At 52.4% G+C, this 26073-nt stretch carries 24 protein-coding genes and 1 other annotated feature; of the genes, 16 read left to right on the top strand and 8 right to left on the bottom strand.

Annotated features, from left to right (window positions below):
- The first annotated feature begins 5 nt into the window (after positions 1 to 5).
- The 6 genes from prc (at position 6) to pepT (ending at position 6955) form a co-directional block, all read left to right on the top strand.
- Positions 6 to 2024 carry a carboxy terminal-processing peptidase gene (gene prc, locus CKQ53_RS14800; RefSeq protein ID WP_085651990.1) on the top strand — a complete coding sequence of 673 codons (2019 nt, stop codon included), beginning with the start codon at positions 6 to 8 and terminating at the stop codon, positions 2022 to 2024.
- Positions 2025 to 2296: 272 nt separating this feature from the next.
- Positions 2297 to 2551 carry a FeoA family protein gene (locus tag CKQ53_RS14795; protein WP_094117549.1) on the top strand — a complete coding sequence of 85 codons (255 nt, stop codon included), beginning with the start codon at positions 2297 to 2299 and terminating at the stop codon, positions 2549 to 2551.
- 1 nt (position 2552) lies between these two features.
- Positions 2553 to 2780 (top strand): FeoA family protein, encoded by a 228-nt coding sequence (locus CKQ53_RS14790; protein WP_085651992.1) that lies wholly within the window; start codon positions 2553 to 2555, stop codon positions 2778 to 2780.
- A gap of 24 nt (positions 2781 to 2804) precedes the next feature.
- Positions 2805 to 5126 carry a Fe(2+) transporter permease subunit FeoB gene (gene feoB, locus CKQ53_RS14785; protein ID WP_085651993.1) on the top strand — a complete coding sequence of 774 codons (2322 nt, stop codon included), beginning with the start codon at positions 2805 to 2807 and terminating at the stop codon, positions 5124 to 5126.
- 36 nt (positions 5127 to 5162) lie between these two features.
- A complete protein-coding gene (locus tag CKQ53_RS14780) occupies positions 5163 to 5411 on the top strand; it encodes a FeoC-like transcriptional regulator (protein WP_085651994.1) in 249 nt (82 codons plus the stop codon).
- A gap of 275 nt (positions 5412 to 5686) precedes the next feature.
- A complete protein-coding gene (gene pepT, locus CKQ53_RS14775; RefSeq protein ID WP_085651995.1) occupies positions 5687 to 6955 on the top strand; it encodes a peptidase T in 1269 nt (422 codons plus the stop codon).
- 101 nt (positions 6956 to 7056) lie between these two features.
- Here the strand turns inward: pepT and CKQ53_RS14770 are convergent, their stop codons facing one another.
- The 8 genes from CKQ53_RS14770 to rluE form a co-directional block, all read right to left on the bottom strand.
- The gene (locus CKQ53_RS14770; protein WP_094117550.1) at positions 7057 to 8178 is read right to left on the bottom strand and encodes a ribosomal protein uL16 3-hydroxylase; all 1122 of its coding nucleotides are present in this window, start codon (positions 8176 to 8178) and stop codon (positions 7057 to 7059) included.
- Positions 8179 to 8244: 66 nt separating this feature from the next.
- The gene (gene phoQ, locus CKQ53_RS14765) at positions 8245 to 9696 is read right to left on the bottom strand and encodes a two-component system sensor histidine kinase PhoQ (RefSeq protein WP_085651997.1); all 1452 of its coding nucleotides are present in this window, start codon (positions 9694 to 9696) and stop codon (positions 8245 to 8247) included.
- The gene (gene phoP, locus CKQ53_RS14760; RefSeq protein ID WP_085651998.1) at positions 9697 to 10383 is read right to left on the bottom strand and encodes a two-component system response regulator PhoP; all 687 of its coding nucleotides are present in this window, start codon (positions 10381 to 10383) and stop codon (positions 9697 to 9699) included.
- A gap of 174 nt (positions 10384 to 10557) precedes the next feature.
- On the bottom strand, positions 10558 to 11928 hold the full coding sequence (gene purB / locus CKQ53_RS14755; RefSeq protein ID WP_094117551.1) for an adenylosuccinate lyase: 1371 nt from the start codon (positions 11926 to 11928) through the stop codon (positions 10558 to 10560).
- 99 nt (positions 11929 to 12027) lie between these two features.
- A complete protein-coding gene (gene hflD, locus CKQ53_RS14750; protein WP_094117614.1) occupies positions 12028 to 12666 on the bottom strand; it encodes a high frequency lysogenization protein HflD in 639 nt (212 codons plus the stop codon).
- Positions 12667 to 12825: 159 nt separating this feature from the next.
- Positions 12826 to 13935 (bottom strand): tRNA 2-thiouridine(34) synthase MnmA, encoded by a 1110-nt coding sequence (gene mnmA, locus CKQ53_RS14745; RefSeq protein ID WP_094117552.1) that lies wholly within the window; start codon positions 13933 to 13935, stop codon positions 12826 to 12828.
- Between the two features lie 103 nt (positions 13936 to 14038).
- Positions 14039 to 14491 (bottom strand): NUDIX hydrolase, encoded by a 453-nt coding sequence (locus tag CKQ53_RS14740; RefSeq protein WP_094117553.1) that lies wholly within the window; start codon positions 14489 to 14491, stop codon positions 14039 to 14041.
- Positions 14484 to 15110, bottom strand: coding sequence for a 23S rRNA pseudouridine(2457) synthase RluE (gene rluE, locus CKQ53_RS14735; RefSeq protein WP_094117554.1), 627 nt, complete (start codon positions 15108 to 15110; stop codon positions 14484 to 14486). Before rluE ends, CKQ53_RS14740 begins: the two co-directional genes overlap by 8 nt.
- 129 nt (positions 15111 to 15239) lie before the next feature.
- Between rluE and icd the strand changes: the two genes are divergently transcribed.
- From icd to pheS, 10 genes are all read left to right on the top strand, one after another.
- Entirely contained in the window at positions 15240 to 16493 is a 1254-nt protein-coding gene (icd, locus tag CKQ53_RS14730) for an NADP-dependent isocitrate dehydrogenase (RefSeq protein WP_118895144.1), read from the top strand.
- Positions 16494 to 17261: 768 nt separating this feature from the next.
- Entirely contained in the window at positions 17262 to 19427 is a 2166-nt protein-coding gene (locus tag CKQ53_RS14725) for a sensor domain-containing phosphodiesterase (RefSeq protein ID WP_094117555.1), read from the top strand.
- Positions 19428 to 19796: 369 nt separating this feature from the next.
- Complete coding sequence (gene htpX / locus CKQ53_RS14715) at positions 19797 to 20678, top strand: protease HtpX (protein WP_085653737.1); 882 nt, start codon at positions 19797 to 19799, stop codon at positions 20676 to 20678.
- Positions 20679 to 20886: 208 nt separating this feature from the next.
- Complete coding sequence (locus tag CKQ53_RS14710) at positions 20887 to 21159, top strand: YebO family protein (RefSeq protein ID WP_085653738.1); 273 nt, start codon at positions 20887 to 20889, stop codon at positions 21157 to 21159.
- Positions 21160 to 21551: 392 nt separating this feature from the next.
- A complete protein-coding gene (gene thrS / locus CKQ53_RS14705) occupies positions 21552 to 23480 on the top strand; it encodes a threonine--tRNA ligase (protein WP_094117556.1) in 1929 nt (642 codons plus the stop codon).
- Positions 23481 to 23483: 3 nt separating this feature from the next.
- Positions 23484 to 24026: a translation initiation factor IF-3 gene (gene infC, locus CKQ53_RS14700; RefSeq protein WP_071999762.1), complete on the top strand. Its 543-nt coding sequence runs from the start codon at positions 23484 to 23486 to the stop codon at positions 24024 to 24026.
- A 96-nt stretch (positions 24027 to 24122) separates the two neighbouring features.
- A complete protein-coding gene (rpmI, locus tag CKQ53_RS14695; protein WP_085653740.1) occupies positions 24123 to 24320 on the top strand; it encodes a 50S ribosomal protein L35 in 198 nt (65 codons plus the stop codon).
- 40 nt (positions 24321 to 24360) lie between these two features.
- On the top strand, positions 24361 to 24717 hold the full coding sequence (gene rplT / locus CKQ53_RS14690) for a 50S ribosomal protein L20 (protein WP_026739349.1): 357 nt from the start codon (positions 24361 to 24363) through the stop codon (positions 24715 to 24717).
- 132 nt (positions 24718 to 24849) lie between these two features.
- Positions 24850 to 24973: a sequence feature (Phe leader region), on the top strand.
- A complete protein-coding gene (gene pheM / locus CKQ53_RS18495) occupies positions 24855 to 24899 on the top strand; it encodes a pheST operon leader peptide PheM (RefSeq protein WP_123225455.1) in 45 nt (14 codons plus the stop codon). Its footprint overlaps the feature before it by 45 nt.
- Positions 24974 to 25079: 106 nt before the next feature.
- Positions 25080 to 26063, top strand: a complete 984-nt coding sequence (gene pheS / locus CKQ53_RS14685) for a phenylalanine--tRNA ligase subunit alpha (protein WP_026739350.1) — start codon at positions 25080 to 25082, stop codon at positions 26061 to 26063.
- The last annotated feature ends 10 nt before the right edge of the window (positions 26064 to 26073 follow it).

The following is a 26073-nucleotide window of genomic DNA, read 5'->3' as shown; positions in this document are numbered from 1 at the left end:
TCGGCATGAACAAATTCGTAAAATCGACCGTATTGAGCTGCCTTCTGTTGGCTGGCAGCAGCTTTGCCAATGAGAACATCACACGAGTCGATCAGATTCCACAGTTGCAGCCGGAAGCGCAGGATGCCACCGTTAGCGAGCGCGTCTCGTCGCGGTTTTTGCGTTCCCATTACCGGCAATTCATGCTGGATGAACAGTTCTCAGATAAAATTTTTGCTCGCTACCTCAACATGCTCGACTACAGCCACAATGTGCTGCTGGCATCTGATGTGGCGCAGTTCGACAAGCGCAAAGGGCAGTTGGGTCAAGATCTGAATAACGGTCGGCTCGATCTACCTTATGCGTTGTATAACCTGGCGCAGAAACGCCGTTTCGAACGCTATCAATATGCATTGTCACTGCTGAATAAACCGGTGAATCTCACCGGGAACGATTACATCGATCTCGATCGAGACAAAGCCCCGTGGCCGCAATCGCAGGACGAGCTGAATCGTCTGTGGGACGCGAAGGTCAAGTTCGACTGGCTCAGTCTGAAACTGACGGAAAAAAGCGATAGCGAGATCAAAGATATTCTGACCAAACGCTATCAGGCTTCTCTTCGTCGTCTGGTTCAGACCAACAGCGAAGACGTTTTCCAGCTGATCATGAATTCGCTCGCGCGTGAGATCGACCCGCATACCAGTTACCTTTCCCCGCGTAATACCGAACAGTTCAATACGGAAATGAGCCTGTCTCTTGAAGGTATCGGCGCCGTATTGCAGATGGATGAAGATTACGCTGTGATCAATTCCATGGTGCCGGGCGGCCCGGCGATGAAAAGTAAACGCATCGTGGTCGGCGACCGTATTGTCGCTGTCGGCCAGACGGGAAAACCGATGGTGGATGTTATCGGATGGCGTTTGGACGATGTTGTTGCGCTGATCAAAGGACCGAAAGGCAGCAAAGTGCGCCTGGAGATCCTCCCTGCTGGTAAAGGGACGAAAGCCAAAACGGTGACGCTGACGCGTGAGCGTATTCGTCTCGAAGACCGCGCGGTTAAAATGACCATCAAAAATGCCGGTCAGGATAAAGTCGGCGTGCTGGATATCCCCGGTTTCTACGTGGGCCTGACTGACGATGTGAAAGTTCAGCTCCAGAAACTGGAAGCCGAAAACGTCAGCAGCGTCATCATCGACCTGCGCGGCAACGGCGGCGGTGCGCTGACCGAAGCTGTCAGCCTGTCCGGGCTGTTTATTCCTAGCGGTCCCGTTGTGCAGATCCGCGATAATAACGGCAAGATTCGTGAAGATAGCGATACCGATGCCACCTTGTATTACAAAGGGCCGCTGGTGGTGCTGGTTGACCGCTTTAGCGCGTCCGCATCGGAAATCTTCGCCGCTGCAATGCAGGATTACGGACGCGCGTTGATCGTGGGTGAACCGACCTTTGGTAAAGGCACGGTGCAGCAATATCGATCGTTGAACCGCATTTACGACCAGATGCTGCGTCCGGAATGGCCGGCGCTTGGCTCGGTGCAGTACACAATCCAGAAGTTCTACCGTATTAATGGCGGCAGCACCCAGCGCAAAGGCGTCACGCCTGACATCATCATGCCAACTGGGCTGGAAACCATTGAAACCGGGGAGAAATTCGAAGATAACGCGTTACCGTGGGACAGCATTAAGCCGGCGGATTACACCAAAATGGGTGATTTCTCCTCGCTGTTGCCGGTCCTGAAGACGGATTACGACCAGCGTATCGCCAAAGATCCGGAGTTCCAATATATCCAGCAGGATGTTGCTCGCTTCAAGGCGCTTAAAGACAAACGCGATCGTGTTTCTCTGAACCTGGTTCAACGGCAGAAAGAGAATAATGACGATGAAGCCATTCGTCTGCAGCGAATCAACGAGCGTTTGACCCGGCAGGGCAAGCCGACGTTGAAGACGTTGGATGCTTTGCCTAAGGATTATCAGGAGCCGGATCCGTACCTGGATCAGACGGTGCAGATTGCTGAAGATTTAGCTCAGCAAAAGCAGGTTAAATGATAAGTCCTGTCGTATGAATAACAGGCCCTGGCGGATAACGTCGGGGCCTGTTTGTTTCTGCCGCATTTTTTCAAAACATCGACACGCGCGATTATCAACAAATCATCACATTTTCTGTTTTATTTCGCCTACCTATACCTGTTTTGACATGTGTCAAACGCCCATCCGCTGACTGAAATATAGTAAGAATTATTCTTACTTGTCTTTTTATCTCGCATAAAGACAGCCGTTTTAGCACTCCCATATTACCGGGGCAGATTGGAGGTCCGCAGATGACCTTACGTATTCAAACACTACTCGATATTCCTCTTAACACCCATAGCGTGGTCGCGCGCATTCGGCTTGCGGGCGAGCAGCAGCAACGCTTAATGGATCTGGGGATCCGCATCGGACGAGATGTCCGGGTCATTCAACGCGAAGCCAACCAGCCGTTGATGCTGGCCGCTGGAGACAGCCGCATTGCCATCAATTGGGATATGGGCAAACAGGTATGGGTATCGCCACAGCAGTCAGGAAGGAGTGAATAATATGTCATTAGAAACCCTGACCGCAGGCACTCACTGGAAAGTCCTGGGATATCAGAAAGGGGAGGCAGATTACCGCAAACGCCTACTGGCGCTTGGCGTCACACCGGGCGTTCAATTTACGGTTTCTCGGGTGGCCCCGCTGGGCGATCCCATCGAATTGCGTGTGCGTGGCTCCGCCATCAGCGTGCGTAAAAACGAAGCAAAAATCATGATCTTAGAACAATGTTAATGCTGCTCAGCGAGTAAGGACGTTATGGATACGCAATCCGTTATTTGTGTCGTAGGTAACCCCAACTGCGGGAAAACCACGCTTTTCAATGCATTGACTGGGAGTAAACAAACGGTCGGCAACTGGCCGGGCGTGACGGTTGAAAAAAAGGTCGGCGAATGTCGTCTCAAAGATCGTCAGATAACCCTCGTCGATTTGCCGGGCGTTTACTCGCTCAACCCGGCCTCCGAAAGCTCGGAGGATGAACGCGTCGCACGGGATTACATTCTGGCTGGCGAAGCCCAACTGGTGTTGAATATCGTTGATGCCTCCAATCTGGAGCGCAACTTGTACCTCACCTCACAGCTGTTGGACATGAAAGTGCCGATGGTGGTGGCGGTGAACATGATGGATATCGCCGTGTCCCGCAAGCTGGACATCGATATGGAAGCGCTGCGACGAGAGTTAGGCTGTCCGGTCATCGCGATTACCGCGACGCAGAAGCGGGGGATCGGTTTGCTGAAGGAGATGTGTCAGGAAGCGCTGGACCATCCCGAAATTCCTCCGGTTGATGTTCCTTACGATCCACCGTTGCATGAGGCCGCGCTGTCAATTGCCGACGTGCTGAAACGCCAATCGCCGAAGGTGAACGCTTACTGGTCGGCAATCCAGCTGTTGGAGCGCGATATCACTGTGCGCGGTCAAATCCCGTCTGATGTGCTCGCGGTGGCCGATCAAAAGGTTGCTGCGCTGGAAGAACACTACGGCGACGAACTGGATATCTTTCTGGCGGATGCCCGTTATCGCTTTGTCGCGTCGATTGCCAACCATGTCGTGGTTCGCCGCGGCGAAGTGTCGGCCACACTGACTGACAAAATCGACCGGGTTGTACTGCACCGTTTTCTGGGGATACCGATTTTCCTGCTGGTGATGTACCTGATGTTTATCTTCACCATCAATATTGGCAGCGCCTTCATCGACTTCTTCGACAAAGTGTCCGAAACCCTTTTTGTCAAAGGATTCGGCGAACTCTTGTTGGCGCTCCATTGCCCTGAATGGCTGAAGACGCTGCTTGCCGATGGGGTAGGCTCCGGGGTTCAGACCGTCTCGACGTTTATCCCGGTCATTGCCTGCCTCTACCTGTTTCTGTCCTATCTGGAAGACTCCGGTTATATGGCGCGAGCCGCCTTTGTTATGGATCGCTTCATGCGCAGTATCGGGCTGCCGGGTAAAGCTTTTGTACCGCTAATCGTCGGTTTCGGCTGTAACGTGCCTGCCGTGATGGCGACGCGCACGATGGAAAAGCACAGCGACAGAATCGTCACGGTGATGATGGCGCCGTTTATGTCCTGCGGCGCGCGTCTGCCGGTGTACGTATTGTTTGCGACGGCGTTATTCACTCAGGGCGGACAGAATCTGGTCTTCGGCCTATACCTGATTGGTATTGCCGCTGCGATTGGCACGGGATTCCTATTAAAAAAGACCGCACTGCAAGGCGATGCCTCATCCTTTGTCATGGAAATCCCACCCTATCACTTACCCGGTTTGAACAGCGTGCTGGTCAGAACCTGGGAGCGCCTCAAGGGCTTTGTCCTGCGTGCGGGCAAACTGATTGTCGTGGTCGTGACCGTGCTCAGTTTCTTCAACTCGCTGGGGACTGACGGCACCTTCGGCAACCAGAATACCCAGAAATCTGTTCTGTCGGCGATTGGTCAGGAAATTGTGCCGGTATTTAAACCAATGGGGATTTCGCCGGAGAACTGGCCGGCAGCCGTCGGCGTATTCACGGGGATTTTCGCCAAAGAAGCGGTCGTAGGGACGTTAGATTCGCTCTACGGCACGATGGCAAGTCAGCAAAGCGGTACCGATGGCGAAGAGGCCGCGCCATTTAGCCTGTGGGGGGGTATTCAAGAAGCGTTGGCCACGCTGCCGGAAAACTTCGGCAAGTTGGGTGAGGCGTTGTTAAATCCTCTTGGCATCGAAATCGGCGATCTGAGTGATACGGCAACCGTCGCGAAGGACAATGAGTTCTCTGTCACCTCACTGACGGTCATTGCTCAACTGTTCGATGGTCGATTGGGCGCATTCAGCTATTTGCTGATGGTACTGCTTTACGTGCCGTGTATTGCGGCAGTCTCCGCGATTTGGCGTGAGGTAGGGACTGGCTGGACACTGTTCTGTGTCGCCTGGACAATCGAGCTGGGCTATGGCGCCGCCGTGTTGGCGTATCAGGGCGGGCGTTTTGCTCAACACCCGCTGTACTCGACAATTGCGATCGCGGGCGTTGTCGTGATGTGGAGCATGACTGCACTATTGCTGCGTCGTCATGGTTTATCGCAGCAGCAGCTAGCCCAGGATGTGCAATGACCCGGCGTCACTGAAAGGGTCACTAGGGGGTAACGTATGACCTTAATTGAACTGCGCGATTTCGTTCATGCAAAACAAAAAGTCTCGGTGCGCGATATCAGCGCCGCTTTTCATGTCGAACCCAGCGTGATCGACGGCATGATGGCGATTTGGGTTCGCAAAGGGCTGATTCGCTTCCACGAAGCGGCGGTGAGCACTCAATGCGGCGGCTGTTGCTCGTGCGATAAAAGTCTTGGCCAGTATTACGAGTGGCTCGACACGCCCTCCGAGATCGCAACGCGCTGATTGTTCCTCGCTCATCTCCCGCTAGATCTGTATCAGGTTTAGCGGGATTTTTTTGTTTCTTTTTTGTTATTCACTTGCGTTGACCGTGTTATTGCCTGCGGCGGTTTTGCTACATACATTCTCACCTGCGTCTCCTTTTCCGGCGTGCTGCGGCTTCTGCGGCGATTTATAGGCTATCGTTATGTAGCGAAACTAATAAAAACTGATGTGACGCAATATCTACCCGGAGAGCCCTATTCATAATGCAACCTGCGGTCCATCCAAGGGAGTTAAAGATGGAAAAATTACTCGATCGTTTTTTGAACTATGTATCTTTTGATACCCAATCCAAATCCGGCGTTCGGCAGGTGCCGAGTACCGATGGGCAATGGAAGCTGGCACATGTTTTACAACAAGAACTGATGGCCTTGGGATTGGAGCAGGTAACGGTCGGAAATCATGGCTGTGTTACCGCGACGCTGCCGAGCAATGTCGCCTGGTCTGTCCCCACCATCGGTTTTATCGCCCATATGGACACCTCCCCGGATTACACCGCTAAACATGTTAATCCGCAGATTGTTGAAAACTATCGCGGCGGCGACATTGCGCTGGGCGTGGGCGAGGAAGTGCTGTCGCCGGTGATGTTCCCCGTATTGCATCAACTACTGGGCCACACGCTGATTACCACCGACGGCAAAACGCTGCTGGGCGCTGACGACAAAGCGGGTATTGCCGAGATCATTACCGCGATAGCGCGTCTGAAAAAGCGACAGATCCCGCATGGCGATATCCGTATCGCTTTCACACCGGATGAAGAAGTGGGCAAAGGCGCTCAGTACTTCGATGTGGAGGGCTTTGGGGCTGAGTGGGCATACACCGTCGATGGCGGTGGTATCGGCGAGCTGGAGTTTGAAAACTTCAATGCGGCTTCCGCGACGGTAAAAATCGTGGGTAACAACGTGCATCCCGGCAGCGCCAAAGGGGTGATGGTCAACGCGTTGACGCTGGCCACTCGTTTCCACCAGCTAGTCCCGGCCGATGAGTCTCCTGAAAATACCGAAGGCTATCAGGGCTTTTATCACCTTCACGGCATCAAAGGCACGGTCGAACGGGCGGAGATGAAATACATCATTCGCGATTTCGAACGCAGTGGATTCGAACAACGCAAAAAGACCATGATGGATATCGCCGAAAAGGTCGGCAAGGGACTTCACCCTGAGTGCTATATCGAACTGAGCATGAGCGACAGCTACTACAACATGCGCGAACAGGTTGAACAGCATCCGCATGTCATCGCGCTGGCGCAGCAGGCCATGCGCAAGTGTGGAATTGAACCGGTCATGAAGCCGATTCGCGGCGGTACGGATGGCGCGCAGCTGTCATTTCGTGGATTACCGTGTCCCAATTTATTCACCGGCGGCTACAACTACCACGGCAAACATGAGTTCGTGACGGTAGAAGGCATGGAAAGCGCCGTGGCCGTCATCATGAATATCGCTGAACTGACCGCGCAGAACACGCGTGAATCATCTCAAACGAAGCACAGCTTTGCGGTGAAGCTCTGAGTGCGGTTCTTTCGACGTCATGCTTGGTAGGTAAAGAGACTAAAGGGAAGGGTGTGACGCATCCCGATATCGGGATGCGTGGTTCAATCGGCGTATCGAGGTTAATCCGCGAAGTACCAGTAGCCGTTATTGATTAATGCGGTCAGCTCGGCAAGGAAAGAGGGATCGTCCAACGCGTCTTTAAGCATTTTGCCGTCGATGACGTAGTGTTCCGCCAGCGCCGACAGTGCCTCCTGATGCGGGCTGTTTAACGGTTCGCCATTAATAAAGCACTGGCCCTCCAGCCAGATCACCCGCAACCCGCCGAGTCGGCGCAATGTTTCGCCTTGTTGCATCAACTCGTAGATTTCTCCGGATTGATAAGGCGGCTCCGGCGGCGACACATCCAATTCGTGACGCGACTGGGAAATAAACTCGCCAAACCACTGTCTGAACGACTCCGGCTGCTGAACCAGATCCAACATCATCTGCTGAAAACGATCCAGCTCTTCGGGTTGCACGGTAGCCGGATGTTCACGCGGCGTGATATCCGGATCGCTGTAGCGGTGACTGCCCAATTCACGCGCCAGTACATAATCCGCAAACCCGCTGACCAACTCTCGTGCGCTCGGCGCCCGGAATCCCACAGAGTAGTTCATCGAATTTTCGAGCGCATAGCCCTCGTGTGGGAAGGCTGGCGGAATATACAGGATGTCGCCCGGCAGCAGCTCTTCGTCGATGATGGCCTCGAATGGATCGACCTGTAGCAGGTCGGGATGCGGGCAATGTTGCTTCATCGGCACCTTTTCGCCGACACGCCAACGGCGTCGACCTGTACCCTGAATAATGAAAACGTCGTACTGATCGAGATGTGGACCCACGCCGCCGCCGGGGACGGAGAATGAGATCATCAGGTCGTCGATACGCCAGTCGGGAAGATAGCGGAAAGGGCGCATCAGCGCGGAGGAGGGCTCATGCCAATGATCAACGGCTTGCACCAGCAGCGACCAGTTGGTTTCACCAAGGTGATCGTAACTGTCGAAGGGACCGTGGCTGACGGCCCAGCGTCCGTCCTGATGACTCACCAGGCGGCTGTCCACTTCGTTTTCCAGCGCTAGTCCGGCCAGTTCGTCAGGACTAAGGGGATCGACAAACGAGGTAAAGCCGCCTTTGATTACCACAGGGCGTTTTTGCCAGTAGCGAGCCAGAAAATCCGGCCAGTCGAGATTAAGTTGGTAGTCCATCATGCATTTCCATTATCAGAGGGCTGAAGGCGATTATAGCTGAACCGTTGTGTCTGTGCGGACCTTTCAGCGGTCGTTTTGATTGAGGTGCTGGCGGCCGAAAATGGCTTCGACTTTGGCGCCGCCCAAAGGGCTTTCGCCGATGATAATCTCTCCCTCATACTGCTCGATAATCTCTACCGCCACGGCCAGCCCGATGCCTTGACCCGGACGCAGCGTATCCGCGCGTTGGCCCCGTTGGAATATGACTTCGCGTTTGCTGGTCAGGATGCCGGGCCCATCGTCTTCAACGATTAGATGCAGCATCTGGCCTGAATATTGGGCGCTGATCTCGACGAACTCCAGACTGTATTTGCAGGCGTTATCGAGGATATTGCCCATCACTTCCATAAAGTCGTTTTTCTCGCCAATGAATGTGGTTTCTGCCGCGATATCGAGGGAAAGAGAGACCCCTTTACGCTGATACACCTTATTGAGGGCGGAGCAGAGGCCGTCCAGCATCGCAGGCACAGAATGGATTTCTCGGGGAATGCTGAGGTGATCCGTATGTACGCTGGCGCGGTGCAGGTAGTAGCCGATTTGCTGAGAAATCCGACTAATTTGCGTCAGCATCACGGGCTCAGCCTGTTCGATGGTCTGCTCTTTGCCTGTCCGCAGCGCGCGTAGTGTCGTTTGCAACACGGCCAATGGCGTTTTGAGACTATGGGTCAAGTCGGTCAACGCAGTGCGGTATTTGTGGTAGCGCTGGCGCTCGTTTTTCAGCAGCGTGTTGAGGTTGCGGACAAGACTATTCAATTCCTGAGGCGGGCGCTCATCCAGATTTTCACGACTGCCGTTTTCGAGCTCCTGTATCTGATTAGCCAGTTTCTTGATCGGTCTCAGGCTCCAGTGGGCGGCGAGCCACAGCAGAGGAAGTACCAGAAGAAGATGGGCGATAAAGACATAGCGGAACCATTCCCATACGACATCGGCCTGCTGTAATTCTTGCGGAACACGGTCCACAACGACAATGGTCAGCGGCGGCAGGCGGTCGGTGGCGGGATAGACGTTGACGGCCACGGAGTGCGTAAAAGGCGTTTTGTCTTCCGAATGGTAATCCCGTAGGCGATCTTGGATCGCCGGGCTGCCTTGTAACACGGCATTACTGGTGCCGGTGTCGGTATCCAGCTCGTGATAATCGGTTTTCGCCAGCCACTCCGGTTTGAACCGCGCCTCCAGCTCGGGCACTGCGCGCTCACGCCAAAGCAGTTTGCCGTTTTGATCGTAGATGAAGACCAGCGTGGGGTAATTAATGTCGATTTCAGGCGGCGGGGCGATGGTCAGCTGATTATCCCGCCACTGGATCAAACTGTAGAACAGGTTGCTTTCGCCCCGAAGCAGGCGAAAAGACGTTTTATCAAAGCTGACGCTGTAGCCGACAATAGCAACGCCGCCGTAGGAGAGGGTCAGCGCCAGTACGACGGCGGCAGTAGCGATCAAGAAGCGAAAGCGCAACGACAGCGGTGATTTCCTACTCATCTATCCGTCCTGACGGGGATGAATATCGAAGCGATAACCCTGTCCGCGCACGGTGGTAATGACTTCATGCGAGTCGGCGGCCTGCAGTTTTTTGCGCAGGCGCCCCATCAGGACATCGATAGTGTGGCTTTCGCGTAACTCGGCGTCAGGGTAAAGCTGCAGCATCAACGACTCTTTGCTAACGACTTTGCCGTGGTTACGGATGAGCGTTTCGATGATCGTATATTCGAAGGCCGTCAGTTTTATCGGCGAGCTGTGGACAAGCAGTTCACGTCGCGACAGATCGACCTCAAACGGCGGCATGCTGATGACCTGAGACGCCAGACCGCTATTACGGCGCATTAGGGCCTGCATTCGCGCCATCACCTCTTCCAGATGAAAAGGTTTGGTTACGTAGTCGTCGGCGCCGGCTTCCAGCACGACGACTTTCTCTTGCCAGCTTTCACGCGCGGTTAAAACCAGAATGGGCATTTTGACCTGCTGAGCCCGCCAACGGCGAATCAGGCTAACGCCGTCCTCGTCGGGCAGTCCGAGATCAACGATAGCGATATCGGGCGCATGTTCATGTAAAAAGTAGTCGGCTTCTTTCGCGTCTGCGGCGGCATCGACCTGATGGCCCATCTCGTTCATCTGAACAGTTAAGTGATGTCGTAAAAGAACGTTATCTTCAACAACCAGAATTCGCATAGTGTCTTCCTATGAAACCAGGCTTATCCGAAGGTCGCCTCGCTTCAGATTGTCGGTTTAGCGGGTTTGATCGAAAAACATATTATTCACTACGGCAATAAACTTAGGGTCAACAAACTGCGGGAATGAAGGAGAGAAAGCAGGCGGAATGCGGTCCGCCTGCTCGATTGTCTGCTATTTCAGCTCATCCACCATTTTGACGGCGCGGCCAATATAGTTGGCTGGGGTCAACTCTTTCAGACGGATTTTCTCTTCCTCAGGAATCGCCAGACTCTCGATAAAGGTTTTCATGCCTTCGGCATTTACGCGTTTACCGCGCGTCAGCTCTTTCAGCTTCTCGTACGGTTTTTCGATACCGTAGCGACGCATCACGGTCTGAATGGGTTCAGCAAGGACTTCCCAGTTGTGATCCAGCTCATCCAGCAGACGGTCCCGGTTGACCTCCAGTTTGCTGATGCCTTTGAGTGTAGATTGATATGCAATCAGCGCATAGCCCAATCCCACGCCCAGGTTGCGCAGCACGGTGGAGTCGGTCAGGTCACGCTGCCAACGAGAGACCGGCAATTTGGTGGACAGATGTCCCAGCACGGCATTCGCCAATCCCAAATTCCCTTCGGAGTTTTCGAAATCGATCGGGTTCACTTTATGCGGCATGGTGGACGAGCCGATTTCTCCAGCGATGGTCTTCTGCTTGAAGTGGTTGAGCGCGACATAGCCCCACACGTCTCGGTCGAAGTCGATCAGAATGGTGTTAAAGCGGGAGATGCAATCGAACAGCTCGGCGATGTAGTCGTGCGGCTCAATCTGCGTGGTGTACGGGTTCCAGGTAATGCCAAGCGACGTGACAAACTCTTCACTGAAGGTATGCCAGTCAACGTCCGGGTAAGCAACCATGTGCGCGTTATAGTTGCCGACCGCGCCGTTGATTTTGCCCATCACGTCCACCTGCGCTAACTGGCGGAATTGGCGCTCCATGCGGTAGGCCACGTTCGCAAACTCTTTACCGATGGTGGACGGCGTGGCGGGTTGACCGTGCGTCCGCGACAGCAGCGGGATATCGCGATATTCCTGCGCCAGCGCGGCGATCGCGTCAATGGTTTTACGCCAGAACGGCAGCACCACGTCGCGTCGTGCCGTTTCCAGCATCAGGGCGTGAGACAGGTTATTGATATCTTCGGATGTGCAGGCGAAATGGATGAATTCGTTAACCGCCTGAAGAGCGGGTACGGCGGCGACTTTTTCCTTCAGGAAATACTCGACGGCTTTGACGTCATGGTTGGTGGTGCGTTCGATGGTTTTAATGCGGGCGGCATCTTCAACGCTGAATTCAGCGACGATTTTATCAAGGTAAGCGTTTGCGTCGGCGTCAAATGAAGGAACTTCTTTGATCGCCGCACAGGAGGCCAGCTTTTGCAGCCACCGTACTTCAACCTGCACCCGGAATTTCAGCAGGCCATATTCGCTGAAAATGGTGCGCAGGGCGCTGACTTTATCGCCGTAGCGTCCATCGATAGGGGAAACGGCGGTCAGTGAGGTTAATTCCATCGCGAGCAACTCCTGGGATCGTTTTTAATAAAAGACAAAAGCGTGACTACGAGTATCTCATGCTGGCGGACGAACCGGAATCGTCGTCCGCCAGCCTGTTTATTGGTCGCGGCAACGCGACAAAATCTGCTGTGCCTGTTTGACCAACGTTGAGCGGGAAAACATTAGCTGTAGGCGTCCTCCGCCGATTTGCTGCCACAGGACCGCGGCGCGGATGCCCGCCAGTAAAATGGCGCGGACTTTGGCTTGTACCTGTGGGTTTTTCAGGACTTCCTGTGAGCCGGTGACCTGAATGCGCGGCCCAAGCGTACTGATGACGTCCACGTAGATGCCTGCCAGCACGTTAATCATCGGGTCGGACACTAATTCATAATGCTCCAGCTGGCGGTCTAGCTGGTCGACACGGTTGCCTAGCTCATTGAGCGCCGTGCTGTTTTTGTGCAAACGACGCTCGAGAGCCATGAGGCTGAAGGTGTAGCGGGACTGGTCGGCGCCGATTTTTTCGCGCGACGATGAACTGAGGATGCCCAACAGGGTCTCAACGCCCAGCTTCAGATTATTTTCGTCGTTACCAAAAATCTCCAGCGTGCTGTCTGCGTTCATCACCAGAACGCTGTTGAGCGACGTCTGCAATGCCGCCTGCGGGCAGGTTCCCGTCGTCGCAAGCTGCTGCACCAAACAAGCTGACTGACAAATTCCTGCCAGCGCCAGCGTAATGTCGTAATAGTTTTTGGCCACGATGGCTCCTGTCATTCTTAGTGCTCCATGACGTCGGCCGTCAGGAGAGTGCTATCCGCGTAGCGCGCGATAAACGGGCGATAGGGCTATGGGCGCGGGCGATGTATTCGCGAGGGCTCCCGTGGTCAGCCGTACGCAAGCGCTCAGACGCGGACATCATCAGTTATCGCGCAGGCGTTCCTCGATAATACCGCCGCCGAGACAGATTTCGCCCTGATAAAATACCGCGGACTGTCCCGGCGTGACGGCGGCGACCGGATTATCAAAGCGAACTTCGATACGATCGGCATCCAACGGCGTGACGGTGCAGGGGATATCGGCCTGACGATAGCGCGTTTTCACCACGCAGCGGAACGGTTCGGTGACGGTGTCACGATCGACCCAGTGCAACTGCTGAGCGATCAACCCGTTGGACATCAAACGCGGATGTTCATGGCCCTGTGCCACGTACAGTACGTTGTTCGCCACGTCTTTATCGACGACATACCAGGGATCTTCGCCGCCTTCTTTCACGCCGCCGATGCCGAGGCCCTTGCGCTGCCCCAGCGTGTGGTACATCAGGCCTTGATGTTGTCCCATGTCACTGCCATCATCCACCGCGATGATAGGACCCGGTTGTGCAGGGAGGTAACGGGCCAGGAAGTCGCGGAATTTACGTTCGCCGATGAAGCAGATCCCCGTAGAGTCTTTTTTCTTGGCCGTGGCCAGTTCTAACTGTTCGGCGATCTTACGCACCTCGGGTTTTTCCAGCTCACCGACCGGGAACAGGCTCTGGGCCAACTGCTCATGGCTGAGGGTGTAGAGGAAATAGCTCTGGTCCTTGTTGCCATCCAGACCGCGTAAGAGACGACTCTTGCCATCGATATCCTGACGGCGCACGTAGTGGCCGGTGGCGATGTAATCCGCACCCAAATCTTCGGCGGCGAATTCCAGGAACGCTTTGAATTTGATTTCCTTGTTGCACAGGATATCGGGGTTAGGCGTACGACCGGCCTTGTACTCTTCCAGGAAGTGCTCGAACACGTTGTCCCAATATTCCGCCGCGAAATTGACGGTATGCAGTTCTATGCCGAGTTTGTCGCAGACGGCCTGCGCATCGGCCAAATCGGCAGCGGCAGAACAATATTCCGTGTCGTCGTCCTCCTCCCAGTTTTTCATGAACAGGCCTTCGACCTGATAACCCTGTTGTTGGAGGAGGTATGCGGAAACGGAAGAATCAACGCCGCCGGACATGCCGACAATGACTTTTTTCTGGCTGTTATCTGACATGACAGTCTCGCGAATAGAAAATATTTAATGCAACAAATAAGGACAAAATGACAGGCCGCATAGGGTAGCACATTGGCCGCAGCGTCGCACCACGGCCAACGGGTTAGGCCTGATAGGGCCAATTGAACGCGCCCAGCGCGCTCAAGGGGTAGCGGGTGCCGCTTTGATAGCAGCGTATGCTTTCCGCAACCAACGGCGAGCGCAATCTGTCTGAATGGAGAATTTCCTCGGCGGTCAGCCAGTGACAGCAATCGATATCGCTGTCCCGAGGCGCGGTGGCGGCCTGATGCGGCAGATCAATCGTAAAGCTGAAGCGTAGGAAGGGCGTACCGTCCGGCGCCACCCATTGATGAAGCTGGAGGAAATGCTGAGGCTGCGCTTTGACTCCGGTTTCTTCATACAGCTCGCGGCTGGCGGCTTGAATCAGCGTCTCTTCGGCTTCGAGATGACCGGCTGGCTGGTTCCAAAGGCTTTTGCCGTTGACGGTTTCTTCCACCACCAAAAAGCGGCCTTCTGCCTGGACGATGTTGGCGACGGTGACATGAGGTTTAAACATGCGTGATTTCCTTCCATTCCCCGGGCGATAACCCGGCCAGAGTCTGATTAGCCATACTGTAGCGGATTAAGCGCAGCGTTGGGAAACCAATGTGAGCCGTCATGCGACGGACCTGCCGGTTGCGACCTTCCTGCAACGTAATTTTCAACCAGCTAACCGGGATGGCTTTTCGCTCGCGTATCGGCGGATTGCGCGGCCATAACCAATCGGGTTCATCCACTAATTCGACGCCAGCGGGCAGGGTGATGCCGTCGTTTAGCGTCAATCCCGCGCGAAATCGCGCCAGCGCCTCGGAGTCGGGAATGCCTTCAACCTGCGCGTAATAAATTTTGGCTGTTTTCTTTCCCGGCTGGGTCAGGCGCGCTTGCAATGCGCCATCATTGGTGAGCACCATAAGTCCTTCACTGTCGCGATCCAGACGTCCGGCGGCATAAATGTCGCCGATGGGGATAAAGTCTTTCAATGTGGCGCGGCCTGAGTCATCTGTGAACTGAGAAAGCACATCGAAAGGTTTGTTGAACAAGATGATTCGACGCGGTTTCGGCGCCGCGGTTTTTTTCGCGGTAGAACGTGAACTGAATCGTTTAAGTTTGTGATTTTTAACAGGGATTTTATTCATTTTATTAATGGCTGAGAATGACAAAGCCATTATACTCGAAAGGGTTGCGGTTGGCGCGGGTTTGATATTCCAGTAGTATTGACACGCATATTACATCTCATTAACAAAACGCGCTCGAAGGAGAGGTTAATGGAAAGCAAAGTAGTTGTACCGGCTAAAGGTCAGAAGATTACGGCAGATGTAGAAGGAAAATTGGTGGTGCCGAATAACCCGATTATTCCCTTTATCGAAGGGGATGGTATCGGTGTCGATGTCACACCAGCGATGATCAATGTTGTTGATGCCGCAGTGAAAAAGGCTTACTCGGGTCAGCGCTCGATTTCCTGGATGGAAATTTACACCGGCGAAAAGTCAACACAGGTCTACGGTAAAGATGTGTGGCTGCCGGAAGAAACACTGGATCTGATTCGTGAATACCGCGTCGCCATTAAGGGCCCACTGACCACGCCGGTCGGCGGGGGGATCCGCTCGCTCAACGTCGCCCTTCGTCAGCAGCTTGATCTCTACATCTGCCTTCGTCCGGTGCGCTACTTTGACGGCACGCCAAGCCCTGTCAAACACCCGGAACTGACGGACATGGTGATTTTCCGTGAAAATGCCGAAGATATTTATGCGGGCATCGAGTGGAAAGCCGGTTCGGCTGAAGCGGACAAAGTCATCAAATTCTTGCGCGATGAGATGGGCGTCACCAAAATTCGTTTCCCGCAGCAGTGCGGCATCGGGATCAAACCGTGTTCCGAAGAAGGGACCAAACGCCTGGTGCGTGCGGCAATTGACTACGCCATCACCAACGAGCGCGATTCCGTGACGCTGGTGCACAAAGGCAACATTATGAAATTCACCGAAGGCGCTTTCAAAGACTGGGGTTACCAGTTGGCGCGGGAAGAGTTCGGCGGTGAACTGATTGATGGCGGTCCGTGGGTGAAAATCAAAAATCCGAAAACCGGCAAAGATATCATTGTCAAAGATGTGATCGCGGATGCGTTCCTGCAACAGATTCTGCTGCGTCCAGCGGAATATGACGTTATCGCTTGTATGAACCTGAACGGTGACTATATTTCTGACGCATTAGCGGCACAGGTAGGCGGTATAGGCATCGCTCCCGGCGCGAATATTGGCGATGAATGCGCCTTGTTCGAAGCGACGCATGGCACTGCGCCAAAATATGCGGGTCAAGATAAAGTGAACCCAGGTTCCGTTATTCTCTCCGCTGAAATGATGTTGCGTCATTTAGGCTGGTTCGAAGCCGCGGATTTGATCATTAAAGGCGTAGAAGGCGCGATCAAAAATAAAACCGTGACCTATGATTTCGAACGTCTGATGGATGGGGCGAAACTGCTGAAATGTTCTGAATTCGGCGACGCTATCATCGAACACATGTGATCGCCGCAGTGACAAATGAATTTATGGGGGCCCGTGTGGCCCCTATTTGTTGCTGCCCCTTCTTAGGCATATATCTCCAGAGTGCGCTGTTTTCATCGTAACCGAATCACGGCGCTTGCAGTGATAGGGCATTAACTCGCCATCACCCCTTAATTAGCTGTGAATGACAATATTAATGTGAGCTGATTGCATCGTAACCGAGTCTCCGCATGACTATTCCTAACGGGGGCCATTAAATCCCACTCTTCATCTATTTTGCGCAGAGCCCAACGACGTTTTCTTTATCGCGCTAAATCCGTCGTGAAAAGATTTTATTCTGGAAATATTAGGCTGAAATGTATGTTTCTAGGGGGTTGAAGACTTCTGCCGCAAAGTCTTCATGTATTACCAGTATGAATATGACGTACGGTCTGTTGTGGATACATGACGATGCATACATGAGTAATACCAGTACAATTTCCGGTTCAAAAATGCTCATATTTTGCGAGGAGTGACTGAAAGAATACAAATTCTTTAGGCGTCGCTCCCTCAGGGGCGGCAATTTGCTATTCTTTGTTGAGGAGAACAAAAATTCTATATTATGAAGCGAACGCTTTGTGCCAGGACGGAAATAAAACCGTGCTGGTATAAGAACTCGGTGTTGATTTAAACGAGGTAAAGATTCGCTTCATCAAACTGCGTTGGATGTGTTAGTCCATCAAATGATTACTCTCCATGACCACCGGTATTTCTGACTGTAATAACAATGTAACAGTAAGGGGAACCCCCATGAGTCGAGCCCCAGTGAATAAAAAAGATGAGCGCAGCCGACTTGACGCGGTGCGGGAGTACGGCATCGACGGCCCGTTGTCTGATGATCCTGAACTGGAGAGCCTGGTTACACTGGCGGCGAATGTATTCAATGTCCCCATCGTTGCTATCTCGATTCTGGATGCAGATCGTCAACTCTTCGTGGCGAGCGTGGGTTTTCCCGTTTGCCAAACGGCGCGGGACGATTCCTTTTGCAACTACGCCATCCAAAAGAAGGGCATCTTGGTGGTGCCGGATGCGCGGCGGGATCCGCGATTCAAAAATAACCCGTTGGTGACCGGCGACCCGCATATCCGATTTTATGCCGGCATACCGTTACGTTCACCCCTTGGCCAAACTATCGGGACATTGAATATTGTCGATGTTAAGCCGCGAATCGGTTTAAGCGCGCGTGATGCCCATAACCTGCAGGATTTATCCTCGCTGGTCATGGACAAACTGGAAATGCGGCGTCTTGAAGTGGCCAGGAAAACAGACCAGACGAGCTTCGAACAGGTGTCCAGGTTGTCGCCCGACGCTATCTTGTGTGTGAATCACCAAGGGATTATTACTTTCTGGAATGAGGCAGCTGAAAACCTGTTGGAATATTCCAGAGAGCAAATAGTAGGACAACACATCAGCAGTGTCATACCGGATATGTTTATTGTGCAGCTGCACCATTTGTCGACTGACGAAACAGCGCGGTTGAAGGGTAGTCGAATTGAGCTGGATGTGGCGACCCAAGGAGGTGCATTGCTGCCTGTCGAACTGTCTGTCGGCATGTGGCAACAAGGCGAGGAGGAGAGTTACAGCCTGATTTTGCGCGATACCGCCGAACGTAAACGCTATGAAGAAAGACTGTTTTTGCAAGCGCATCGTGATCCTCTTACGGGATTAATCAACCGTACGTTGCTGGCTACATCGCTGAATCAGATTTTAAAGCAGCATCCCTCAGGTTGTCTGATGATCGTCGATCTCGATGGCTTCAAGGACATTAATGACAGCCTGGGTCATGCCAGCGGCGACGAAATTCTGGTCAGCGTGGCGCAAAAATTATTGGCCAACGTCCGACAGGGCGATCTTGTGGCTCGTATGGGCGGCGATGAGTTCGCGATATTACTGCCGCAACTGGAAGATCTGCAGGTGGTGGAAAAAATAGCCCGGCAGATTAATCACGATATTTCTCAGACGGTGGTTGTCGGAGACAAGCAGGTGAATACCAGCGCGAGTATGGGACTGGTAATGTTTCGTTCCTACGGCGTGACGACTCAGGAATTATTGACCAGCGCTGATTTGGCCCTTTATCAGGCAAAAGCGGATGGACGCAATTGCTACCGTTTTTATACGCGCGAACTGCGCGAAATTTTTCAGGCCAAGCATGCATTCCAACTGGAATTTATCCGCGCCTATGAGAAAAATGAATTTGAGGTGTTTTACCAGCCTCAGGTGAGCCTGATGAATAATGAAATCGTCGGCGCTGAAGCGTTGCTGCGTTGGCAGCATCCTTTCAAAGGCCTACTGGCGCCGGGAGCCTTCTTAACCGCGCTGGAAAAGGGGCCTTGGGCGGAGCGTATCGGCGATTGGGTTGTGCAGCAGGCCTGTCAGCAAGCGGCGGAATGGCGCAAAGCGGGAGCCGAGAATTTCCGTATCAGCATCAACTTGTGTGCAGCCCAATTTCGCTCTGGCATGTTGTCACAGAAGATCAGGTCCGTTTTGGAAAAGACCGGTCTACCGCCAAGTGCATTGGAGCTGGAGATCACCGAAAACATCATCATTCGTTACGACGAGAACATGCTGAGTCCCCTGAATGAGCTGCGTAATGAAGGGATTGGTATCGCATTCGACGATTACGGCACGGGATACGCGTCGTTGAGCATGTTGAAGAATTATCCGGTGACCCGCCTCAAAATCGATCAGACTTTCGTCCGCGCCATGTGCGAATCTCCGCCGGATGCGGCTATCGTCAGAGCCATTTTGTATTTAGGAAAAAGTTTTCGGCTGGATGTCATCGCTGAAGGTGTGGAAACGCAGGAACAGTGCGAACGGCTTAGGAATAAAGGGTGCGAGCAGGCGCAGGGGTATCTTTTTGGACGTCCGATGCCCGCCGCTGAATTTGCACGCCAATTAGGTGTGGCGAAAGCCTGATCTCTGTGTGATATGCGAATAACGGTAGGGGGCAGCGGAGACGCGATGTCGATGAGAGAGACGGGGATTCTAGGCCACGCGTCATATCGCATCGATATTTTTATTGACCGCAAGGCGAGTGTTTCACAGGCCGTCTACGATGAGCGGGAACTTGCTTTTAATCTTATATATTCCACCTTGTTTTTGCGTGACGAGTCGGTTTTTCACGGATTGCTGACCTTTTGCGCGATGTTAAGCCTCAAGAACGTAAAGTTATGTTGATTCGGTAACTTAGACGTTAAGAATGCTTGAAAATGCCATTGCAGCCCATACCATGTAAGCGTTGCATCCCTATTGTTGCTTTTGCCTGAGAGAGGAAATCAGACTTATATGATGCGTATTGCGCTTTTCCTAATCACCAACCTGGCGGTGATGTTGGTTTTTGGGCTAGTACTTAGCTTAACGGGCATTCGGCCCAGTAGTACTTACGGCTTGATGATTATGGCCGGTCTGTTTGGCTTTGGCGGTGCGATCGTTTCATTGCTGATGTCGAAATGGATGGCCTTGCGCTCTGTGGGTGGTGAAGTCATTGAGCAGCCACGTGATGAAACCGAGCGCTGGTTGGTCGAGACGGTACGTGCGCAGTCCCAGCAGGTGGGCATTGCTATGCCGCAGGTTGCGATCTATCAAGCGCCGGATATCAATGCCTTTGCTACTGGGGCCCGACGGAATGCGTCCCTTGTCGCCGTGAGTTCTGGGCTGCTCCAAAATATGAGCCGCGATGAGGCGGAAGCGGTGATCGCACATGAAATCAGCCATGTGGCTAACGGCGATATGGTGACTATGACGCTAATTCAGGGCGTGGTAAACACCTTCGTGATTTTCATCTCGCGTCTGCTTGCTCAAGTTGCGTCAGGCTTCCTGTCCGGCAACCGCGATGACAGCGAGAGCAGTAACGGCAATCCGATGATTTATTTCGTCGTGGCGACCGTGCTGGAGTTGGTGTTTGGTATTCTGGCTAGCATCATCACCATGTGGTTTTCTCGTTACCGTGAATTCCATGCGGATGCCGGTTCCGCCAAACTGGTGGGGCGCGAGAAAATGATTGCGGCGCTGCAGCGCCTGAAAACCAGTTATGAGCCTCAGGAAGAAAGCAGCATGATGGCGTTTTGCATCAACGGCAAATCAAAATCATTCAGCGAGTTGTTCCTGTCGCATCCTCCGTTGGACAAACGCATTGAGGCGCTGCGCAGCGGGGCTTACCTGAAGTAATTCACGCTGTGTTTGTGTTGTGTAAAAAGGCCCTTCGGGGCCTTTGCTGTTTTTAGGATGTGTTTATGCGGGGCCATATTGCGTGCTCTCTGCAGTCAAAATCATGCATCGCTAACCGTTTGAGATGTAAATTATCGTGCCGTTATCGAATTGCTGGTGAGCTCAGTGGTAAAATGTGCTTTTAGTCAAAACATCGTAGGTTTTAAGCATGAGTGGGGCGGTATCAAACATGTTAGAAATGGTTTTAGTGATGCTGATTGTTTTGTTGGCGCTGGTGGTCTGGTTCTTCGTGAACCGCGCAAGCGTGCGGGCCAATGAGCAAATTAGACTCCTGCGGGAAATTGTTAAACAGCAAAAACAGCAGCTTGCTTTAATGCAAACACTTATCCCTGTTCCGCCGAGCGCAGAGCCTGTGCCGGAGACTAAGCAAGAAGACGACGAAACAGACGTTTACTTCAAAAACGTTATCCCCGAGCGTTGATTGTCTGCATTCCCCTGGCTGCCCGTCGCAAAATGGGGGGTAGCCTTGGAGTCTGTCTATTATCGGTTTCATAAAAAACGGCAGGCATCATCAGCGTTATCCCTTCTTCTTATCTTCGTCAGTCGCTCAAATACTTCACTGTTTTATCAGCCCATTTCCGGCCGCGGGTGGCATGTCAGGAGCCATGATGGTACTCTACGCCGTCAGGTAATAGGGGCTTGTTGCGAATATCCTTATCGATGTTGCCGTCTTTATTATCCCGCTACGAATAACTGTCGTGGCAGCGTTTTGACAATTGTGGGTTAAACACGCTGCCGACAACTGAAATAAACACAATTATCTTTTGTATGTGATCTTGCGTGTGGGTCACCACTGCAAATAAGGGAATTATCATGCCTGTTATTACGCTTCCCGACGGTAGCCAGCGTCACTATGACCACGCCGTCTCTCCTCTTGATGTCGCCTTGGATATCGGTCCGGGTCTGGCCAAAGCGTGTATCGCTGGTCGGGTCAATGGTGAACTGACTGATGCAACGGATCTGATTGAATCTGATGCGCAACTGGCGATCATCACGGCAAAGGATGAAGCGGGTCTTGAAATTATTCGACACTCCTGCGCTCATTTGCTGGGTCATGCGATTAAACAGCTTTGGCCAGACACCAAAATGGCTATCGGTCCGGTGATTGATAACGGTTTCTACTACGATGTCGATCTGGATCACACGCTGACGCAGGAAGATGTGGAACTGCTCGAAAAGCGGATGCATGAGCTGTCCAATAAAGACTACGACGTTATCAAGAAGACTGCGAGCTGGCAGGAAGCGCGCGATACTTTCGTCTCTCGCGGCGAAATTTATAAAGTCGCTATTCTGGATGAAAACATCAGCCATGACGATCGTCCCGGCCTATATCATCATGAAGAGTATGTTGATATGTGTCGTGGTCCGCACGTTCCTAACATGCGTTTCTGTCACCATTTCAAACTGCAGAAAACCTCTGGGGCGTATTGGCGCGGCGACAGCAGCAATAAAATGCTGCAGCGTATTTACGGTACTGCCTGGGCAGACAAAAAGCAGCTGAATGCTTATCTGCAACGGTTGGAAGAAGCCGCCAAGCGTGACCACCGTAAGATCGGTAAGCAGCTCGACCTGTATCATATGCAGGAAGAGGCGCCGGGTATGGTGTTCTGGCATAACGACGGCTGGACAGTTTTCCGTGAACTGGAAGCGTTTGTGCGTCTTAAGCTGAAAGAGTATCAGTATCAGGAAGTTAAAGGTCCGTTCATGATGGACCGTGTGCTGTGGGAAAAAACCGGGCACTGGGACAACTACAAAGACGCGATGTTTACCACCTCGTCTGAAAACCGTGAATACTGCATCAAGCCGATGAACTGCCCAGGTCATGTACAGATCTTCAATCAGGGATTGAAATCTTACCGCGACCTGCCGCTGCGTATGGCCGAGTTCGGTAGCTGCCATCGTAACGAGCCTTCGGGATCTCTGCATGGCCTGATGCGCGTACGCGGATTTACTCAGGATGATGCTCATATCTTCTGTACGGAAGATCAGGTTCGCTCTGAAGTAAATAACTGTATTAAAATGGTTTATGACACGTACAGCACTTTCGGTTTTGAAAAAATCGAGGTGAAGCTGTCAACCCGTCCGGAAAAACGCATCGGCTCTGATGAGACATGGACCCGTGCGGAAGAAGATCTGGCGGCGGCGCTGGCTGAAAATGAAATTCCATTCGAATATCAGCCGGGAGAAGGGGCCTTCTATGGTCCGAAAATCGAGTTTACTTTACATGACTGCCTGGATCGTGCGTGGCAGTGTGGTACTGTACAGCTCGACTTTTCATTGCCGAACCGTCTAAGTGCGTCTTACGTTGGCGAAAACAACGAACGTCAGGTCCCGGTAATGATTCACCGGGCTATACTGGGCTCAATGGAGCGCTTTATCGGTATTCTTACCGAAGAGTTTGCGGGATTCTTCCCGACCTGGTTAGCTCCGGTACAGGTGGTGATTATGAATATCACCGATAGTCAGTCTGATTATGTCAGCGAATTGACCCAAAAATTGCAAGAAGCGGGCATTCGCGTCAAAGCAGACTTGAGAAATGAGAAGATTGGCTTTAAAATCCGCGAGCACACATTGCGGCGTGTTCCCTATATGCTGGTCTGTGGCGATAAAGAAGTGGAAGCAGGTAAAGTTGCTGTCCGCACACGCCGCGGCAAAGATTTGGGGAGTCTGGATGTCAGCGAAGTTATCAGTAAGCTGCAACAAGAGATTCGCAGCCGTAGTCTTCATCAATTGGAGGAATAAGGTATTAAAGGCGGAAAACGAGTTCAACCGGCGCGTCCTAATCGCATCAACAAAGAAATTCGCGCACAAGAGGTACGCCTGACTGGCGTCGATGGCGAACAGATCGGTATTGTCAGCCTGAATGAAGCGCTAGAAAAAGCCGAAGAAGCAGGCGTTGATTTAGTAGAAATCAGCCCGAACGCCGAACCGCCGGTTTGCCGAATCATGGATTACGGCAAGTTCCTCTATGAGAAGAGTAAGGCCACTAAAGAGCAGAAGAAGAAACAAAAAGTTATTCAGGTCAAGGAAATCAAATTCCGGCCTGGTACCGATGATGGCGACTATCAGGTCAAACTACGCAACCTGATTCGCTTTCTGGAAGACGGTGACAAAGCTAAAATCACTCTGCGTTTTCGTGGACGTGAAATGGCGCACCAACAGATTGGTATCGAAGTGCTTAACCGCGTTCGTGACGATCTGAGTGAACTGGCCGTCGTCGAATCCTTCCCATCAAGGATCGAAGGCCGTCAGATGATCATGGTGCTTGCACCGAAGAAGAAACAGTAAGGCATTCAAGTAATCGAATCCGCGTTATGCTCGCGTAGCGCGGTTTCGTTCGCCTTATCTGATTCGTTTTATTAACAATGCGAAGTGGAAATAACAATGCCAAAGATCAAAACAGTACGTGGCGCCGCTAAACGCTTTAAGAAAACCGCCGGCGGTGGTTTTAAGCGTAAGCATGCTAACCTGCGTCATATTCTGACCAAAAAAGCGACTAAACGTAAACGTCATCTGCGTCCTAAAGCTCAGGTCTCCAAAGGCGATCTGGGTCTGGTCATAGCTTGTCTGCCTTACGCATAAGTTACCTTTTCATTCAGAATAAGATTTTAGGAGAGAGCATATGGCTCGCGTAAAACGTGGTGTGGTTGCTCGTGCACGTCACAAGAAAGTATTAAAACAAGCGAAAGGTTACTACGGTGCCCGTTCGCGCGTTTATCGTGTTGCCTTCCAGGCAGTAATCAAAGCTGGTCAGTACGCTTACCGTGACCGTCGTCAACGGAAACGTCAGTTCCGCCAGCTGTGGATTGCACGTATCAACGCAGCAGCCCGTCAGAACGGTTTGTCTTACAGCAAATTCATCAATGGCCTGAAAAAAGCCTCTGTTGAAATCGACCGTAAGATTCTGTCTGATATCGCAGTTTTCGATAAAGTGGCCTTCAGCGCACTGGTTGAAAAAGCGAAAGCAGCTCTGGCGTAAGCCGGTTAGAAGAGGGAGCTTGCTCCCTCTTTTGATTTTTAGCTCGTAAGATGCGTCAATCATTCGTCATAAACACTGAAATGTTTGATTGCAGCGCTTAACCCCACAGACATCAATAACGACAAGGTAACGCAAGTATGAAAACTGCTATTTTCCGTTTCTTTTTTTACTTTAGCGCCTGAACTCAGGAGGCTTTGCGCGTAAGAAAAGAAACGAAAAGTAGCGCTTAAGCCTCCCGTGCGGAGGCTTTTTTATTGGTCAGGGAAAGGTCCAGGACCATACAAGTCGTGTCGTCAGATGCACTGAGAATCATACTTTTCCAATTATCACCGTGGCCGTACAGGCAGAAGAAGAGGAATGTAATGCAACATCTCGCAGAACTGGTTGCCAAAGCCAGAACAGCCATAGAAGAGGCGCAGGATATCGCCGCATTGGAAAACGTGCGCGTAGAATACCTGGGCAAAAAAGGTCACTTAACCCTTCAGATGACCTCGCTGCGCGAGCTGCCTGCTGAAGAGCGTCCTGCAGCGGGTGCCGTCATCAACCAGGCTAAGCAGGAAGTACAGGAGGCTTTGAATGCCCGTAAACAGGCAATGGAAAGCGCTGAACTGAACGCTCGCCTTGCTGCGGAAACCATTGATGTGTCCATGCCGGGACGCACCATTGAGAACGGTGGTCTGCATCCGATTACCCGGACCATCGATCGCATTGAAACCTTCTTCGGCGAATTGGGTTTCTCTGTCGTATCAGGTCCCGAAATTGAAGATGATTATCATAACTTCGATGCGCTCAACATCCCCGGCCACCATCCTGCCCGCGCCGACCACGACACTTTCTGGTTTGACGCCAAACGCCTGTTGCGTACGCAAACCTCTGGCGTCCAGATCCGAACGATGGAAAAGCAACAACCGCCTATTCGTATTATCGCACCGGGCCGTGTCTATCGTAATGATTACGACCAGACGCATACCCCGATGTTCCACCAGATGGAAGGGCTGATTCTGGATAAAAACATCAGCTTTACTCATCTGAAAGGTACACTGCACGATTTTCTGCGTAACTTCTTCGAGGAAGATTTACAGGTTCGCTTCCGTCCTTCCTATTTCCCGTTCACCGAACCGTCCGCAGAAGTGGATGTCATGGGTAAAAACGGTAAATGGCTCGAAGTGCTGGGCTGTGGGATGGTGCACCCCAATGTTTTACGTAATGTCGGTATCGACCCTGATGTGTATTCCGGCTTCGCATTCGGCATGGGGATGGAACGACTGACCATGCTGCGCTACGGCGTAACCGATCTGCGCGCATTTTTTGAAAACGATTTACGCTTCCTCAAACAGTTTAAATAAGGCAGGAATA

Source organism: Lonsdalea britannica (genome assembly GCF_003515985.1).
Classification (GTDB): Bacteria; Pseudomonadota; Gammaproteobacteria; order Enterobacterales; family Enterobacteriaceae; genus Lonsdalea; species Lonsdalea britannica.
This window is presented reverse-complemented; position numbering and strand designations above follow the sequence as displayed.

Coding starts and splice junctions, on each gene's coding strand:
- CKQ53_RS14795 (WP_094117549.1), top strand. CDS start 2,297: ATGACCTTACGTATTCAAACACTACTCGATATTCCTCTTAACACCCAT.
- phoQ (WP_085651997.1), bottom strand. CDS start 9,696: ATGAGTAGGAAATCACCGCTGTCGTTGCGCTTTCGCTTCTTGATCGCT.
- prc (WP_085651990.1), top strand. CDS start 6: ATGAACAAATTCGTAAAATCGACCGTATTGAGCTGCCTTCTGTTGGCT.
- pheS (WP_026739350.1), top strand. CDS start 25,080: ATGCAACATCTCGCAGAACTGGTTGCCAAAGCCAGAACAGCCATAGAA.
- CKQ53_RS14740 (WP_094117553.1), bottom strand. CDS start 14,491: ATGTTTAAACCTCATGTCACCGTCGCCAACATCGTCCAGGCAGAAGGC.
- feoB (WP_085651993.1), top strand. CDS start 2,805: ATGGATACGCAATCCGTTATTTGTGTCGTAGGTAACCCCAACTGCGGG.
- icd (WP_118895144.1), top strand. CDS start 15,240: ATGGAAAGCAAAGTAGTTGTACCGGCTAAAGGTCAGAAGATTACGGCA.
- rluE (WP_094117554.1), bottom strand. CDS start 15,110: ATGAATAAAATCCCTGTTAAAAATCACAAACTTAAACGATTCAGTTCA.
- CKQ53_RS14770 (WP_094117550.1), bottom strand. CDS start 8,178: ATGGACTACCAACTTAATCTCGACTGGCCGGATTTTCTGGCTCGCTAC.
- CKQ53_RS14790 (WP_085651992.1), top strand. CDS start 2,553: ATGTCATTAGAAACCCTGACCGCAGGCACTCACTGGAAAGTCCTGGGA.
- pepT (WP_085651995.1), top strand. CDS start 5,687: ATGGAAAAATTACTCGATCGTTTTTTGAACTATGTATCTTTTGATACC.
- htpX (WP_085653737.1), top strand. CDS start 19,797: ATGATGCGTATTGCGCTTTTCCTAATCACCAACCTGGCGGTGATGTTG.
- thrS (WP_094117556.1), top strand. CDS start 21,552: ATGCCTGTTATTACGCTTCCCGACGGTAGCCAGCGTCACTATGACCAC.
- CKQ53_RS14710 (WP_085653738.1), top strand. CDS start 20,887: ATGAGTGGGGCGGTATCAAACATGTTAGAAATGGTTTTAGTGATGCTG.
- phoP (WP_085651998.1), bottom strand. CDS start 10,383: ATGCGAATTCTGGTTGTTGAAGATAACGTTCTTTTACGACATCACTTA.
- rplT (WP_026739349.1), top strand. CDS start 24,361: ATGGCTCGCGTAAAACGTGGTGTGGTTGCTCGTGCACGTCACAAGAAA.
- purB (WP_094117551.1), bottom strand. CDS start 11,928: ATGGAATTAACCTCACTGACCGCCGTTTCCCCTATCGATGGACGCTAC.
- rpmI (WP_085653740.1), top strand. CDS start 24,123: ATGCCAAAGATCAAAACAGTACGTGGCGCCGCTAAACGCTTTAAGAAA.
- mnmA (WP_094117552.1), bottom strand. CDS start 13,935: ATGTCAGATAACAGCCAGAAAAAAGTCATTGTCGGCATGTCCGGCGGC.
- CKQ53_RS14780 (WP_085651994.1), top strand. CDS start 5,163: ATGACCTTAATTGAACTGCGCGATTTCGTTCATGCAAAACAAAAAGTC.
- CKQ53_RS14725 (WP_094117555.1), top strand. CDS start 17,262: ATGAGTCGAGCCCCAGTGAATAAAAAAGATGAGCGCAGCCGACTTGAC.